This window comes from Chryseobacterium endophyticum (assembly GCF_056333165.1).
Genome location: NZ_JBWGXE010000003.1, coordinates 355973 through 371931 on the forward strand (window position 1 = coordinate 355973; position 15959 = coordinate 371931).

Annotated in this window: 16 protein-coding genes; 4 read left to right on the forward strand and 12 right to left on the reverse strand. The window is 39.4% G+C overall.

The window, feature by feature from the left end; all coding sequences use genetic code 11:
* Positions 1-209 precede the first annotated feature (209 nt).
* Positions 210-1787, forward strand: a complete 1578-nt coding sequence (locus tag AC0N32_RS09775) for a DHA2 family efflux MFS transporter permease subunit (protein ID WP_476393665.1) — start codon at positions 210-212, stop codon at positions 1785-1787.
* 494 nt (positions 1788-2281) lie between these two features.
* Complete coding sequence (locus AC0N32_RS09780; protein WP_476393666.1) at positions 2282-2839, forward strand: DNA-3-methyladenine glycosylase I; 558 nt, start codon at positions 2282-2284, stop codon at positions 2837-2839.
* Between the two features lie 207 nt (positions 2840-3046).
* Here the strand turns inward: AC0N32_RS09780 and AC0N32_RS09785 are convergent, their stop codons facing one another.
* From AC0N32_RS09785 to AC0N32_RS09800, 4 genes are all read right to left on the reverse strand, one after another.
* Positions 3047-3421 carry a glyoxalase gene (locus AC0N32_RS09785; protein WP_476393667.1) on the reverse strand — a complete coding sequence of 125 codons (375 nt, stop codon included), beginning with the start codon at positions 3419-3421 and terminating at the stop codon, positions 3047-3049.
* 27 nt (positions 3422-3448) lie between these two features.
* The gene (locus AC0N32_RS09790; protein WP_476393668.1) at positions 3449-3784 is read right to left on the reverse strand and encodes a hypothetical protein; all 336 of its coding nucleotides are present in this window, start codon (positions 3782-3784) and stop codon (positions 3449-3451) included.
* A 24-nt stretch (positions 3785-3808) separates the two neighbouring features.
* On the reverse strand, positions 3809-5395 hold the full coding sequence (locus tag AC0N32_RS09795; RefSeq protein ID WP_476393669.1) for a patatin-like phospholipase family protein: 1587 nt from the start codon (positions 5393-5395) through the stop codon (positions 3809-3811).
* A 128-nt stretch (positions 5396-5523) separates the two neighbouring features.
* The gene (locus tag AC0N32_RS09800) at positions 5524-6423 is read right to left on the reverse strand and encodes a magnesium transporter CorA family protein (RefSeq protein ID WP_476393670.1); all 900 of its coding nucleotides are present in this window, start codon (positions 6421-6423) and stop codon (positions 5524-5526) included.
* Positions 6424-6495: 72 nt separating this feature from the next.
* Here AC0N32_RS09800 and AC0N32_RS09805 point away from each other — a divergent pair, with 72 nt between their 5' ends.
* Positions 6496-7518: a 3-oxoacyl-ACP synthase III family protein gene (locus tag AC0N32_RS09805; RefSeq protein ID WP_476393671.1), complete on the forward strand. Its 1023-nt coding sequence runs from the start codon at positions 6496-6498 to the stop codon at positions 7516-7518.
* A 71-nt stretch (positions 7519-7589) separates the two neighbouring features.
* Here the strand turns inward: AC0N32_RS09805 and AC0N32_RS09810 are convergent, their stop codons facing one another.
* From AC0N32_RS09810 to AC0N32_RS09840, 7 genes are all read right to left on the reverse strand, one after another.
* The gene (locus AC0N32_RS09810; RefSeq protein WP_476393672.1) at positions 7590-8750 is read right to left on the reverse strand and encodes a thioredoxin family protein; all 1161 of its coding nucleotides are present in this window, start codon (positions 8748-8750) and stop codon (positions 7590-7592) included.
* A gap of 162 nt (positions 8751-8912) precedes the next feature.
* On the reverse strand, positions 8913-9116 hold the full coding sequence (locus AC0N32_RS09815) for a hypothetical protein (protein ID WP_476393673.1): 204 nt from the start codon (positions 9114-9116) through the stop codon (positions 8913-8915).
* Positions 9117-9300: 184 nt separating this feature from the next.
* Positions 9301-9513: a cytochrome C551 gene (locus AC0N32_RS09820; RefSeq protein WP_476393674.1), complete on the reverse strand. Its 213-nt coding sequence runs from the start codon at positions 9511-9513 to the stop codon at positions 9301-9303.
* A gap of 180 nt (positions 9514-9693) precedes the next feature.
* Positions 9694-11319 carry an L-glutamate gamma-semialdehyde dehydrogenase gene (gene pruA / locus AC0N32_RS09825; RefSeq protein ID WP_476393675.1) on the reverse strand — a complete coding sequence of 542 codons (1626 nt, stop codon included), beginning with the start codon at positions 11317-11319 and terminating at the stop codon, positions 9694-9696.
* Between the two features lie 668 nt (positions 11320-11987).
* Entirely contained in the window at positions 11988-13091 is a 1104-nt protein-coding gene (locus AC0N32_RS09830) for a DNA topoisomerase IB (protein ID WP_476393676.1), read from the reverse strand.
* 9 nt (positions 13092-13100) lie between these two features.
* Positions 13101-13268: a phosphatidate cytidylyltransferase gene (locus AC0N32_RS09835; RefSeq protein ID WP_169232790.1), complete on the reverse strand. Its 168-nt coding sequence runs from the start codon at positions 13266-13268 to the stop codon at positions 13101-13103.
* A gap of 28 nt (positions 13269-13296) precedes the next feature.
* Positions 13297-13734, reverse strand: a complete 438-nt coding sequence (locus AC0N32_RS09840; RefSeq protein ID WP_476393677.1) for a DUF6526 family protein — start codon at positions 13732-13734, stop codon at positions 13297-13299.
* A 525-nt stretch (positions 13735-14259) separates the two neighbouring features.
* On the opposite strand from AC0N32_RS09840, the gene AC0N32_RS09845 reads away from it, so the two are divergent.
* Positions 14260-15147, forward strand: a complete 888-nt coding sequence (locus AC0N32_RS09845; RefSeq protein WP_476393678.1) for a hypothetical protein — start codon at positions 14260-14262, stop codon at positions 15145-15147.
* 50 nt (positions 15148-15197) lie between these two features.
* Here AC0N32_RS09845 and AC0N32_RS09850 read toward each other — a convergent pair whose 3' ends face one another.
* Positions 15198-15932 carry an SDR family NAD(P)-dependent oxidoreductase gene (locus tag AC0N32_RS09850; protein ID WP_476393679.1) on the reverse strand — a complete coding sequence of 245 codons (735 nt, stop codon included), beginning with the start codon at positions 15930-15932 and terminating at the stop codon, positions 15198-15200.
* Positions 15933-15959: the final 27 nt, after the last annotated feature.

Consider the following 15959-nt stretch of genomic DNA (forward strand, 5'->3'; position numbering starts at 1 on the left):
GACAGATGAAGACAGACCATTGACAATTCGCTTTTTTTTAATTAAGATTTTAGAGATTCAGAATAGAAGCCTTTCGGGAAGTGGTTTACAACCCCACAGGCAGAAAATGATCAGTAAGGGTAAAGTTAGTTCGTAAAAATGCTTGTTCTCCATCTCATTTTTTTCTGAATCTCATAATCTCTTAATTTTTTAATACCTATTAAACAAACATGCAAGATTCATTAGTAGAATATGGAGCGCGGAGAGTGATCATTACGATTACAGCTATTCTTTGTGCTTTGCTTGAGATTGTGGATTCCACGATTGTAAACGTTGCCCTCAATGAAATGAAGGGAAACCTGGGAGCCACACTTTCTGAAGTGGGATGGGTCATTACCGCATACGCGATCGGGAACGTGATTATTGTACCGATGACCAGCTGGCTGTCCCAACAGTTCGGACGTAGAAATTACTTTGCAGCCTCCATCATTATATTCACCGTATTCTCATTCCTCTGTGGAAATGCCACCAACATCTGGGAACTGGTATTTTTCAGGCTGATGCAGGGGATCGGCGGAGGGGCATTGCTGGTAACTTCGCAGACCATTATTACCGAATCTTACCCGATCGAAAAAAGAAGTATGGCACAGGCCATCTACGGTCTGGGGGTGATCATCGGGCCTACATTAGGTCCGCCACTCGGAGGGTATATCGTCGATAACTTCAGCTGGCCGTATATTTTCTACATCAATATCCCGATCGGGATTGCAGCAACATTGATGACCCTACAGTTCGTGAAAAGTCCCAAATATGCAGAAAAGCGTAAAGCTTCGGATGTCGACTGGGTCGGGATCGCCCTATTGGCCGTTACCGTTGGGTCATTACAATATATTCTGGAAAGAGGTCATGAAGAAGACTGGTTTGCCAGCGGATGGATCGTACTCTTTACCGTATCGGCAGTTTTAGGATTTATCCTATTCCTCTGGCGGGAACTCACCTTCAAATATCCTATTGTGGAACTAAGGGTTTTGAAAAACAGCAACCTCAGGATCGGTACCGTCATGTCCTTTGTATTGGGATTCGGCTTATACGGATCTACCTTCATCGTTCCGCTGTATACCCAAAGTATTCTGGGGTGGACGGCCTTACAGTCGGGAGCACTGATGATTCCTGCGGCACTTACCACAGCCTTCATGATGCCGATTATCGGCCGGTTGCTGTCTGCCGGGGCCAAACAGCAGATTCTTGTCTCCCTGGGATTATTCATTTTCTTCATCTACAGTTTCTGGGGATATAAAATACTCACGCCGGATACCAGCAAAGATGCCTTTTTCTGGATGCTGATCGTAAGGGGAGCCGGGCTCGGACTCTTATTTATCCCGATCACCTCATTGTCTCTGAGTACACTGAAGGGGCAGGAGATAGGTCAGGGTGCCGCCTTTACCGGGATGATGAGACAGCTGGGAGGATCTTTCGGGATCGCTGCTATCACGACCTTCATTGCCAATGCCGGACAGAAATACAGGCTGAATTTAATTTCGCATCTTGATGAAACCGATTTCGCCGTCCAGCAGCGGCTGCAGGCATTGAAAGGAAGCTTTATGGCTAAAGGGATGACTCCTGATGCCGCCATGAATGCTGCCTATAAAATGCTCGATCTGTCGGTCACCAAGCAGGCCACGGTGCTTTCCTATATGGATGTGTTCCTCTACCTGGGCGTCATATTCCTGATCTGTATTCCGTTTATTCTTTTTGTGAAAGAGCGGAAAAGCAAAGAAAAAATAGATCTCAGTGAAGCCATGCACTAATACAATAACCTCCGTTTTGCGGAGGTTTTTTATGGAGCGGGGTATTAATCCTGAAGATCCGGTTAAAATAATAAGACATCCCTCTTTTTAACGTCAACATACCCATCAAAAATCATTTTGGTGAATCAAAGTAATAGTCCGGCGATATTCCGGATGAGTTTTTATACGTCTTAAATATATCAATCTACGCTTTAAGAGTAGATTTATATATATAATGTATATTTTTATTCATATTAAGCGTATAAATATATACTTAAAGCGTATTTTAATATTGTTTAAACGTATAGGAATGAGTCTAAGACGTATATCGATATATCTTATACGTATGCGGAGCTATATCAGACCTGTTTTTACCATTAAATAAAGTCTCCTGACATACATTTGTCATCATCGGGTTGTACATTTACGGAATAAATGTGAACTTAGCACGCCACAGCGGAGCTTTTATCATCACCGCTCCGGAAAAAATTAACCTCAACTGAAAATACTGATCTATGAGTTACTGTTCAGCAATAGAAAGAATGATCCCCGAAGAGCGTAAAGCGCTTCATCAAAAATACCACGACCATCACTACGGTTTCCCGATCCATGACGATAACGAGCTGTTTGGAAGACTCGTCATGGAGATCAACCAGGCCGGCCTCAGCTGGGAAACGATCCTGAAGAAGGAAGACGGTTTCAGAAAAGCGTATAATAATTTTAATGTTAAAAAAGTAGCGGCATATAAGGAAACCGACCGCGAACGGCTATTGGCTGATCCGGGAATTATCAGAAATAAATTAAAGGTAAACGCTGCGATAGAGAATGCAAAAACCATCATGGAGCTTCAGAAAGAATTCGGCTCTTTTGAAAAATGGCTTGAGCATCATCATCCGAAAACATTACCGGAATGGATGAAATTATTCAAGAAAACCTTCAAATTTACCGGCGGCGAGATCGTCAATGAATTCCTGATGAGTATCGGCTACCTGAAAGGTTCCCACTCCGAAAGCTGCCCCATCTATGAAAAAGTAGTGCAGCAAAACCCCAAGTGGATGGAAGCTGAGCATTGAACCATTAAGATGGATTGATTCAAAAAGTTAAGTGGGTTTAAGCAATACGGGAGAATAATGATCAATAGCGTCGGGCTTCAGCCCGATGTCTAAATAAAGAGCAAAAGGGCTTTAGCCAAAACATACGGTAAGTTTTGGCTGAAGCCCATCTGTATTCTTAATTATAAAAATGGGCTAAAGCCCAATCCTATTGATATCTTATGTTAATCAAATTATTTCCACCTGACTTTTAATCCTTTCCGAAAGCATGGCCATAATTCTTTTATTATAGGCCTTCGTGTCGGAAAGATATATTTTCATTTCTTCAGAAACCAGCATACCGATGGTCATTCCGATGAAGAGGTTTCTGAGTGCATTGTCCTTCTGCAGGCTCTGATCGATAAAACTGATTTTCTTTTCCGTACTCAAAGCCGTAAAACCGGAAGTTTTCCGCAATGCATAATCTTTGAACAGCATTACATAGATCTCGTTCTGTAATTTCAGAACGGGACGCAGAACCTGGTTTTGAAAAGTTTCAGTGTCGCTGCTGTTTTCATATAACGGAAGGGAAATGGTTTCCCGGAGGTGTTTTTTGTCTGGCATATTTATTTTTATGATAGTTGTATCAATTTAGTGCCAGTCGTGTCGACAGAACCTGCATTGTTTTGCAGAAGGTGTTCTTGCCAGCTTTCCGCACTTCGGGCAGTTGTTGAAAAATACTTTTTCAGGGATTTCCCTCATGATTCGATGTACTACGTAAAGCTCAAATTCATCATATCCCTCTTCTAAAAGTTTCTCCACTTCCGGATTATCATCAATCCATTTTCTTTCGGTCATTATCCTTCTCAGAGTCGGATTATCTGTCGTTTTAGAGGTATACATGTGATTTTTTAGGGCAGATACTTCATGATCAGTCATCAGATCCATAAAGTATCTTAAAATATATTGTATTTTTTCCTGATCCATATTTAATTTTTAAATGGGTTAAGTTTATCCCACCGTCTTCGTATCCTCTTCCTTTAAGATTTTATTTTCTTTCATGGAAAGCATCATCCGTTCGCATTTGTACTTGTCCCATTCGAATTGACTGAGAAAATCGAGGGCAGCCTGGAAGCCACGGTTGAAGAGGTCTTCTTTTTCTTCTTTTTTCATAAAGAAATTCAGCCAGCTGCTGCTGCCGCAATTCACGGTCTGTATGCTGAAGAGATGGTAGAAGGTATGTTTGGTAAGGAACGTTTTGTCATTAAATCCCTTCAGCGTACTGATGATATTCCCGGCATAGGAGAGAGGCGAGGCCAGGATCTGGGCGCTGGTTTTTCCCCGGCTGGACATCAGGTCGGAGTCGCTGGTAAGCTGTACGCCGAAAAGAGGCATCCTCGGATAAAAAATATCCGCCGCATGGAAAAGATCAATCGGGAAATTGGAAATGCTTCCGCCATCGATGAAAACACCGGCAGGATAGATGTCTTCGGGTGAGGTATTCATCCAGAATTTCCAGGCATACTTTACGGAATCATCATCTTTATTGATGGCTTTCTGCATGGGTTCGAAAAAGAAAGGAACCGACATGGAAGCCCTCACAAACTCGGACGGACTGATGTGTTTCAGTTCTTCTTCAGACCAATACAGATTGGCCATGGTGGGCAGCTCGACCTTTATTTTGGCGTTGATGTCTGTGGTTACCACGATGTATTCGGACTTCAGGAGATAGAAGGGATCTTTCTTATAGTATTCGTTATTGACGGTGCTGTCGTAGAAAATTTTATACCGGATCTCATCAATATGTTCCCTGTTGTTGGCTTTTATTTCCTCGATGCTTTCCAGGGCCATCTGGTAATATTGGGTTTCGTTCCCGTAGCGGTAGTTGAGGTTGAGGTCTTTGCCTTTTTTCACAAACTTTTCATTGAGATCGGCCACTGTTTTTATCCCGAAGCTGTCTAAGGCATTTTTCATGGCTGTTAGGAAAGTATTCCCCGGATTCAGTCCTGAATTTCTTTTCTTCAGATCCGTATAGAGCTTCGTCAGGCAGAGGACCCCAATGATCACCAACAGCAAAGGGATGGAAAACAGAATTTTCGTCTGCCATGTTTTTTCTGTGGGATATACGAAAGCTAAAATTCCAAAAAACACCAGAGTCCCGATGGCTATATATGAATTGATCTTCAGGAAATTCTTATTGTTCAGCATGGCGTGGATGGTGGTTCTTACGTAGGGCTTACCATCCATAAAATCGGCGAAATTCCAGTTAAACAGGATCTCTTTGATGATTTCGCTTTTGGCTTCTTCTTTGGTTTTACAGGCGGCAATCAGCATGGTGTTGATGGCGCCGGCACTGGTTCCTGCGACTTTCAGGAAACGGATCCCGAAAATTTCCAGTCCGTACAGATAGCCTACCAGAGCACTTCCCCAGACACCGCCCCCTTCCTGTACAAATTCTACATATTGATTTCCTTCGGCATCCAGGAGGTCTGAGAATTCTTTTGCCGAAATTCGGTCGTGCAGTGCGGCCAGCTTTTCTTTGGATTCTTTGGAAAGCGTATCTTCTTCCAGAATTTTCTTCAGGGTTTCCGGTTTCATGGTGATTGGGTGGTTATGTTATTTTGGTGTAACGAAGATATTTAATTCTTGTCTGACTAAAACACCCGGGCGGAAATTTTTTCAGTCTCTGCAGTTGTTTTCATCATGGGGTAACCGATCATTTAAATTTACCACTGCTTTCTTCTGGCGTAGATGAAGGTGCAGATTACCACGAGGGCCATTAAGCCGAGGGTAAAGAAGTAGCCGTATTTTGTATGTAATTCCGGCATATTGTCGAAGTTCATTCCATAAACTCCTGCTATAAACGTTATCGGTAAAAAGTACACGGAATAGATGGCGAGTACTTTCATCACCTGATTGGCTTTCTGGTCAGATAACGCCAGGAACATCGAAATCAGGTTGGTGATCTGAATATTGAGATGTTCAAAATCTGCTACAACGTCTTTATGCTTATCCTTTAAGTCATACGTTTCCGAGTCCTGCAGATTGAGAAGCTTAAATTTATCAATCGCATCGGTAGAAATGGTAAGTACTCTTGAATTTAATCCCGATTTTCTTTTAAGTTTATATAATCTTTTGATCTGGTTGGTGTGGTTGGTGTTTTTAAGGAAGATTTCGTTTTCGATATTATCCATGGTTTCAAACAGACTGATGGATTCATCATCAAAACTTTTCATGATGAGCAGGGCAATTTTAAGGGCAATCTGATCGGAAGTGGTTTCGGTGGTGAGCTGAGAAATCTGTTTCTTCGTTTCAGAAAGGCTTTTGGTCTTCATCCTGTGAACGGTGATGATCGTTTTTCCCAGAAGAAAAATTCCGATTTTGGTGCTGATGTCACTGATTGTATTCAGGTTTTTGCGTTCCAGCTCGGTGCTTTCGCGCAACAGGAAAAACTTTACGTCCCCATCTTCCTCGTATTTGGGAAGGTGATTGGGATCAAGGGTGTCTTCCAGCAGAAGATTATTGATCTCATATCTTTCGTGTAAAAATTTCAGGTCCTCCGCGGACGGAGCTTCCACATCTACCCATTCGCACTGGGAGTCTCTGTAAATGGTCTCAATTGGCATATAGTAAAAATAGTGTATTTTAAAAAACTATGTATCAAATAAGTTCTATATTTGTCAAAATTAGAAAACTATATGATTAAAAGTACAATAAAAGGCATCGGATTCCATGTTCCGGATAACATTGTTACGAATGATGATTTAGCAAAATTAATGACCACCAATGACGAATGGATTACGGAGAGAACGGGCATTAAAGAAAGAAGACACCGGGAAAACAGAAACGACTCCCAGGAAACGACGGCGTATCTCGGTTTCAAAGCTTCTGAAAAGGCTATTGCCAATGCAGGACTTACCTCAAAAGATATTGACTATATAGTTTTTGCAACGCTTTCCCCCGATTACTATTTTCCGGGATGCGGAGTTTTGCTTCAGGAGATGTTGGGGTGTGATACGATCGGAGCCTTGGACGTAAGAAACCAGTGCTCAGGATTTGTGTATGCGATGAGCGTGGCCAATGCTTTTATCAAAGCCGGAAATTATAAAAATATCCTGGTTGTGGGTGCTGAAATCCATTCTTTCGGATTAGATTTTACGGACGAAGGGAGAGGCGTGTCGGTGATTTTCGGGGATGGAGCGGGAGCCATTGTTCTTTCGGCTACAGAAGATGAAAATGCAGGTGATATTCTGGCGGTAAATATGCATTCTGAAGGGAAATATGCGGACGAACTATGTACCCAGTTTCCGGGATCCAAATACGGATGGAGCGACAGGATGAGAAAAGAGCCTGAAAATGTGACCAATAAAGAAGTGTATCCGATCATGAACGGAAATTTCGTTTTCAAACATGCGGTAACAAGATTCCCTGAAACGATGCAGGAAGCTTTAGATAAAGCAGGTAAGACCATCGAAGATCTGGATATGTTTATTCCGCACCAGGCGAATCTGAGAATTGCCCAGTTTGTACAGCAGAAGTTTGGTTTGCCAGATGAAAAGATCCATAACAATATCCAAAAATACGGAAATACGACGGCGGCATCTATTCCGATTGCTCTGAGTGAAGCGATTGAAGAAGGAAAGGTCAAAAGAGGGGACCTGGTATTGCTTTCAGCGTTTGGAAGCGGCTTTACGTGGGGAAGTGTACTGTTTGAATATTAGATTAAAAGCATTAAATAAAAAAATCCGCAGACTATATATTAGTTGCGGATTTCTTTCTTATATTAGTTTTGTTATAAGCTTTGCAGCAGTTTCTCTGTGTCAGAATAATCTTCTCCTGTTTTCTTTGCAAGCTCAATTGCTTTTTCGGCCCAAAGCTTGGCGTTTTTCTTATCTCCTAATTTATTGTAAAGATTGGCCAGTGTATCCGTATTGGCAGAGTTTTCATCTTTTTTTACCGATTCCTGTGCCCAGCTCAATGCTTTTTCCAATGCCGGTTTGCTGTTTACATTTTCAAAGAAGTTCCACGCAATAGAATTGAGTTCTTCTGAACCTAAAGCAGAGGTGTCTTTGTAAATTTCCATTGTCAGCTTTTCATAAGTGGCAATGTCTTTATCTTTTAAGGCTCTGTTTGCTTTAGCTCTTTTTAAGATTTTTTCTGCTTCTTCTTTGGTTAAAAACTTCTGAGCTTCCCCCATAAAATAAGCGTCATTCCATTTTTTAGTATCAGGATTATAAGATTTTTTAACGATCGTATTCATCTTGATGTTTTTGTCAAAAGCATTGTATCTTTCTTCAGGAAGGATTTTGGTAATTTCTGCTTTTTTTGCAAGGAATGTTTTGTATAACGGGCTGTCCGTACTTTGTGTCGCGGAAAGCAACATTTGGACATCGTCTCTGTCTAGTGTGGTTTTCCCACTGAAATAGCGGTCTAATACTCTTGCGGCAAATTCAGAATCATTGTACATGGTAAGGCCGGCAAGGTTTTTCAGGAATTCGGGATCTTTTTCTCCGTCTTCAAATTTCTGCTTTAGAGTTCCTAATCTTTTGCTTGGATCAACGGCATCTTTGGCAAACTGGATAAAGTCGTTTTCCTCAACGTATCCCAATGTTCTGTGTACCACTTCACCGTTTCCATCTACGAAAAGGTACGTCGGAAAAGCTTTTACATTGTATTTTTTGGCAAGATCAACCCCTTCTCCTTTTTCCATATCGATTTTGGCATTTACAAAATGGGAATTGTAATAATCACCTACTGCCTTTTGGGGGAAGACATTTTTTACCATCAGTTTGCAAGGCCCGCACCATGAAGCATAGGCGTCTATAAAAACAAGCTTGTTTTCCTTTTTGGCTTTCGCAAGAATAGTGCTGAAGTTGGTATCTTCAAATTTGATTCCCTGTGCCAATGCAAATGCTCCGATAAAAAGAGCCGAGAATATTGATAATTTTTTCATGATATTTATTATTGATTGCAAATGTAATAATTATGTTCACATATCAGTCTTTATGACATAAAAATTGTTACAGCATTTTTTTGATTAATTTTCAGTTTCAAGGTTAAAGCTAAAAATGCCTGATTTTTAAACAAAAAAACCGCAGAATTACCTGCGGCCGTATTATTTTTTCGTGGACGAATCGGACTTCATTTTTAAGCTGTCTGCGGTGGCAGACTCGGAGTGAGACGCTGCGGTATCTCCCATGCTGTTTCTCATATAATCTTTATTTCTTTCTTCTTTGAATTCTTCCCGGTTTTCCTTTTTCTGTGCGCAGCTTCCTAAAAATAATAAGGCTAAAACTGCGCCTGCGAATAATTTTGTCATATAGATATTTTTTAATGTTTATGTGTAATCAAATATAGTTATTATTAAAGTAAAAAGTAAAAAGTAAAAAGTAAAAAGTAAAAAGTAAAAAGTGAGATTGATAAAATACTTTAAAGATTTACATTTTAGGTACAAAAAATCCCCAGAATGATCTGAGGACATTTTCATTTAAGTTAAACTACTATTATTTAACAGTGGTTGCAGAATCAGCTTTTACACTCATAGTGTCAGCAGGAGTTGTTGTCGTAGTCATTGTATCTGTAGTAGCAGGTGCAGCACTTGTCGTTGCATTATCTACTGCTGTAGAATCTGTACTGCTGTTTGACATTGACGATTCTTTTGTTCCGCAACTTACCGCTATTACTCCTAGTGCTGCGATTAACATTAACTTTTTCATAATATTTATTTGTTTGTGTGAGAAATTACACGAATCAATAATTATTCCGAATTTCAAAAAAGACGATTAATTTTTTGATAAAATAATTTAAATATTGTTAATAATACTGAAAAAGCTCCGAAATCAATCCGGAGCCTTTTGTAAAATGCCATGAAATATTCACCGCACATATTGTTGAAATTATCCTAAATAAGGATATTTATAGTCTTTAGGAGAAACAAAAGTCTCTTTTACCGATCTTACGGACGTCCATCTCAAAAGATTCATTTTAGATCCGGCTTTATCATTGGTTCCGGAAGCTCTTCCTCCTCCGAAAGGCTGCTGGCCCACAACGGCTCCGGTAGGTTTATCATTAATGTAGAAGTTTCCTGAAGCATTTTCCAAAGCTTTGAAAGCCTCATTAATCGCATAACGATCCTGTGCAAATACGGAACCTGTCAATGAGTAAGGAGAAGATGAGTCTACAAGTTCCAAAGTTTCTGCCCATTTTGCATCTTCATATACATAGACGGATAGAATAGGACCGAAGATTTCTTCCACCATACTTTCGTACTGAGGATTTGTCGTTTCAATAACGGTAGGGTGTACAAACCATCCTTTAGAATCATCAGTTTTTCCTCCGATTACTACATTCGCTTCGTTTGAAGAATTGGCTCTGTCGATATATCCTTTACATTTCTCAAAAGAATTTTTATCGATTACCGCATTTACAAAATTGGAAGGATCTTCAGGAGAACCGATTTTAATAGAATCGATCTGGGTTTCCATTACTTTCTTTACATCAGCCCAAAGAGACTGAGGGATATAAGCTCTGGAAGCGGCGGAACATTTTTGTCCCTGATATTCGAAAGCCCCTCTCACCAAGGCTGTTGCTACGGCATCTACATTTGCTGAAGGGTGAGCGATCACGAAGTCTTTTCCTCCGGTTTCCCCTACGATTCTGGGATATGTTCTATAGTTATGAATGTTGTCTCCGATCATCTTCCACATTCCCTGGAAAACTTTGGTAGAACCGGTAAAGTGAAGTCCGGCAAAATCTCTGTGTGCCAATACTTTTTCTGCCGTTTCTTTTCCGTCTGTGAAGATCATGTTGATGACCCCTGCAGGAAGACCGGCTTCCGTTAAAACATCCATGATTACTTTTGCAGAATAAATCTGCTTGTCGGATGGTTTCCAAACGACTACGTTTCCAAGCATGGCCATACAAGTCGGTAAATTTCCTGAAATAGCGGTAAAGTTAAACGGCGTTACCGCAAAACAAAAACCTTCTAATGGTCTGTATTCTACTCTGTTCCAGATTCCTGCATCGGATACGGGTTGTTCAGAATACATCTCCGTCATAAATTCTACATTGAATCTTAAGAAATCGATGAATTCACAGGCCGCATCAATTTCAGCCTGGTGAACATTTTTAGACTGACCGATCATGGTAGCTGCGTTGATTACATCTCTGTAAGGTCCTGCCAGAAGATCTGCTGCTTTTAAGAAAATTGCGGCGCGATGTTCCCAGCCAAGTTCGTTCCATTGTTTTTTTGCAGCTAATGCAGCATTGATGGCGTCATCAACATGTTGCATTGTTCCTCTGTGATAAAACCCGAAATCGTGTGCATGGTCCTGTGGAGACTGAAGCTGAACTTTATCGTCCGTTTTTACTTCTTTACCATTGATGACCATCGGGATTTCTATTTTTTCTGCCCACATTTTTTTGTACTGAGCGATAAGACTTTTTACCTCCGGAGTTCCCGGCGCATAAGAATTTACCGGCTCGTTTACCGCAAATGGTACTTGCGAAATTGCTTTAGACATATTGGTTGTATATTTTTATTTGCTAATGATACAAATTTACAACAATTATTCGGGTCGATATCAAATGTGAATGGTCAATTTTGCTTTGCAAGTGAATGGTGAATTTTTGAAAGATTATTAAAAATTACAAGCAGCAGGTTGATTGACAATTCAAGATTCATCCTTCTGTCAATTGTCAATTTTGCTTTGTAAGTGAATGGTGAATTTTTAAAAGATTATTAAAATTGCAAGCAGCAGGTTGATTGACAATTCAAAACTAATCATTCCGTCAATGGTCAATTTTGCTTTGCAAGTGAATTGTGAATTTTTAAAAGATTATTAAAATTGCAAGCAGCGGGTTGATTGACAATTCAAGATTCCTCTTCTGTCAATTGTCAATTTTGCTTTGTAAGTGAATGGTGAATTTTTAAAAGATTATTAAAATTGCAAGCAGCGGGTTGATTGACAATTCAAGATTCATCCTTCTGTCAATTGTCAATTTTGCTTTGCAAGTGAATGGTGAATTTTTGAAAGATTATTAAATTGATAAGCAGTAGGCCTATTAACAATTCACAATTGATAACTCTTCCAATAATCAATTTTGCTTCGCAAATGGATGGTGAATTTTTTGAGCGTAATTAAAATTGACAAGCGCAGCGGATTGACAATTGACAATTGACCATTCACCATCACATCTTTTCGTTTTCCAGGATTTTCAGTACCAGTTTTTCTTCATGGGTGAGGCCTGCTTTTCCATCATTTTCCTCGATCTGTTCCAGTTCATCAAGATATTTTTTGATGGTGTTATTTTCGTATAAATTAATAACCAAAGGATGAACATAGTATTTTCTGCACACGGTACTTGTATTTCCGAGGTGAGATGCAACGATTTCGAGAGCTTCTTTTACCTTCTTTTTATATTCTGTGTGGGTTTCCGCATAACCGATTTCTTTAAAAGCGATTAACGCGCTTACCGTTCCCGACCATGTTCTGAAATCTTTTGCGGTAAAATCTTCCCCGCTTATTTCTTTGATATAGTCATTCACCATGCCGGAATCTACCGTATGACGGTTTCCTTGATCATCGATATATTGGAAAAGCTCTTTTCCCGGGATGTCCTTGCATTTCTGGATGAGTTTTGACAATCTTTTGCTTTTCAGGTCAATATCATGCATTACACCTTTTTTACCTTTGAAATGGAAGGAAATTTTCTGTCCCTGAACTTGTACATGCTTACCTTTTAGCGTCGTTAAACCGAAAGAGCCGTACAATTTTTCGTACGCATTATTTCCGATTCTGATATTGGTACGTTGCATAAGGCTTACAATCAGGGCAAGGATTTTTCTCTTCTCGAAATTTCTTAGGGCAAGATCTTTTTCCACCTGAAGACGGATATCGGGAAGTGCATACCCGAATTGCAGCATGCGGTAAAATTTAGTGTGATTTCTCAAAGCGCTCCAAAGAGGGTGGTAGCGGTACTGTTTCCTCTTCTTTACATCGAAACCTGTCGCCTGAAGATGACCGTTATCGAGCGCGCAGATCCACACGTTTTCCCAAGCCGGCGGAATGACCAGTTTGTTGATTCTTGTGATTTCCTCTTTGTCCTTTATTTTTTCACCGTCTCTGTAATAAGAATATTTCTTTCCTGTCTTTTTTCGGGTGATACCGGCTGTCTCTGCATCGGAGGTATAAATGAGATGTACCGCCTTTGCAGATGCTACCGGATCTTTCATAATTTTGACAATCTTTGAGGGCTTCAGATGGGAAATGATTTCTAAGTCTGAATTTTCCATAAGATCTGGTTAAGAGTTCCTACCCCTTGAGAATAGCCATAAAATAATAGCTATAACGCCTACTACCAATATGATTCCCCACCACATTCCTGCCTTAAAGATTGTTTCTACTGCTTCGCAGCTTGTAAGTGACAGTAATGTTAATATTGCAATACTGTAAAAGCTCCATTTTTTCATGATAATATTATTTTAGTGTTTATTATTTTCAAACTCTGTGAAGATCGGCTCTCCATCTGGTGATGGATTTTTTAATCTCGTCTCCTTTCATCTTTTCTTTCAGTGCTTTCTCGAGCAGGATTTTGAATTCATCGTCATAAGCGAATCTTAAAGCGGCGATCTGGCTGAAGGAAAGTTTTTCCTCCACATCATCGGACCTTAATCCGAAAAGTTCGAAATACCGCTGCCGGAATTCGAGCCTTACGATTCGATTCTGGAGTACCAGTGCATAATGTTGCCTCAGCATGATGGCCAGATAAAAAATCAGGAAAATCACTATTGAAAACAAAATCCATAAAAGCTGATTTTTTTCGTCACTGAAAATCTTATATATTCCGATCCCTTCTAAAATGATGAGAAGCGGAAGAAAAACGAAATGATGAGGAGCATAAAATCGTACATGAGTTTTATAATTCTGACTTTCCATTTCTCGTATATTGCAATAATCTTTCCAAAACTTTTAATTTCTGATCTGAACTTGATTTTAAGACTAAAGGAATGGTGAATTAAGAATTAATATTATGTCTAATCATATACAAACTATACGTTATGATATGATTAATTACGGTTTATTTAAAAAAATCCTTATTTTAAAGAATATATTATTGCAATTATGGACAAACAATTAAAAAAATTTCTAATCAAATCTATTATTGTTTTAAGCGTAATACATTTGGGCTATTTTATCGATGGGTGTTTTAAGTTTGAAGGGATCCGTAAAATTGATAGGTATACGGAGTTTTACAGATTCAAATTTTACGATGACGTTTCTATTTCACACTTTTTTATTACGAGCCTGTTTCTGTTTTGTTTTCTTGTTTTGTTATTGAGAAATCATTCCAAAAAGAAATATAGCGTTACTAATACTGTGAAAATTGGCGCTTCTTTATTGCTTATTTCCTTTCTCTCGCTGACTTTTTTTATAAGCTACAGTTTTGGGTTAAATGCCGCAATGAGACACGAACTGCCTGAAAAGGATTTTAATAAAGACAAAACATTGCTGAATGTCTTAAACCCGTTTCTGTACAATTATACTTCCTATAGCTCTGAGAAATTATTTAATCCTGAAAATATTTTATATCCTAAACCTTATCCGGTGATTGCAGAAAAGGACACCACTTATTATGATCCTAATGATAAGGAAAATTATTCCGTTGAAACAAGCTATTACAGCATAGATACCCTGAAAGTACTAAGTTCTGATTATAAAAATATAAGTTCTAAAATCCTGTCAGGAATGGATTATTTTGGGTTTGAGCCTAAAGACTTTACCAAAAGAATTATTTCCAAAAAGGCGATCGGAGACAGTACGGAAGTCATATTCAAAGGTACTGAGGTCGACCCCGAGTATGACGAAGATATCTGTATCTTTTTGGAGAATAAGATTTTATATAGTCCAATCCATAACGTTTCTCAGCCAATACAACAGTATCAAAATGCCGTAACGAGATATAAATTGCTTTACAAATATGATCAGGATTCGCTGCTTCATTCATTTCAAAATTTCGCTGCTTTGCTGAAGAAGTATAATATAGAATCGCAGATCGTTCCCAAAGATCTGAATCGTGATGTATTTTATTTCCGTGATCATAACCGCGAACCTCTCAATGAGATCCGTAATACTTTTGATCGGGCTAGATTGAGGGAAACAGTTAATACGCTTGAACGTCTGTTTTACAAACCCAATTATCTTCATCCGTTAATACAGGTTATTTTCATGGTGGTTGTCCTGGGTGTTTGGATCGGTTTATTCGTGATGTATCTGATCTGGAATTATATTAGGACAAAAAATAACCGATTATCCACAGAAAATAAAAAAAAAGCGTTGTTAATGCTTTAAATATGAACATTAACAACGCTTACTGCAAAAGCCGAATAAATTTTAAGATATTATTTGCGGATCGTTACACCGCCATCCACCGACAGGTACGAACCTGAAATATAAGAAGCTTCGTCTGAAGCCAGGAAAACAATAGCATTTGCGATTTCTTCCGCTTCTCCGATGCGTTTCAGGGGAACCGCTGCAGCAATAGCATTTTTAATATCTTCCGGTGTTTCATGATTCATTGGGGTGTCGGTTAATCCCGGAGCAACGGTATTTACCCGGATTTTTCGGTCTGCCAATTCTGTTGCTGCGGTGCGTGCAATGGCATCAACGGCACTTTTTGTTGCGGCGTAAGCGCCCATTTGTGCATATCCGCTCACTGAAACTCCCGACGAAATCAGAATCACAGAGGCGCCTTCTGCTAAATGTGGAATGAGTTTCTGCAGTGTAAAGAACAATCCTTTCACGTTGATGTTAAACAAATCATCAAACACTTCTTCTGTTGTCTCTTCTATTGAAAATTGTTTTGCAATCCCTGCATTCAGAACAAGCACGTCAACTTTATTTCCGCTTTGTGCAATTTCTTTCTCCAATGCTGCAATGTCTGTCAATTTGGAAATATCAGAAGCCTGAGTTTTCAATTGGGGGCTGTTAATTTTTACGGATGCTGCCTGCAAACTATCAGTGTTTCTTCCTGTTATCAAAACGTTCGCTCCTTTTGCAATAAACGTTTTTGCTGTTGCTAATCCGATTCCTGCGCTTCCGCCGGTAATCACTACATTTTTATCTGTGAAATTCATTTTTTTAAATTTTAAATGATGAAAGTT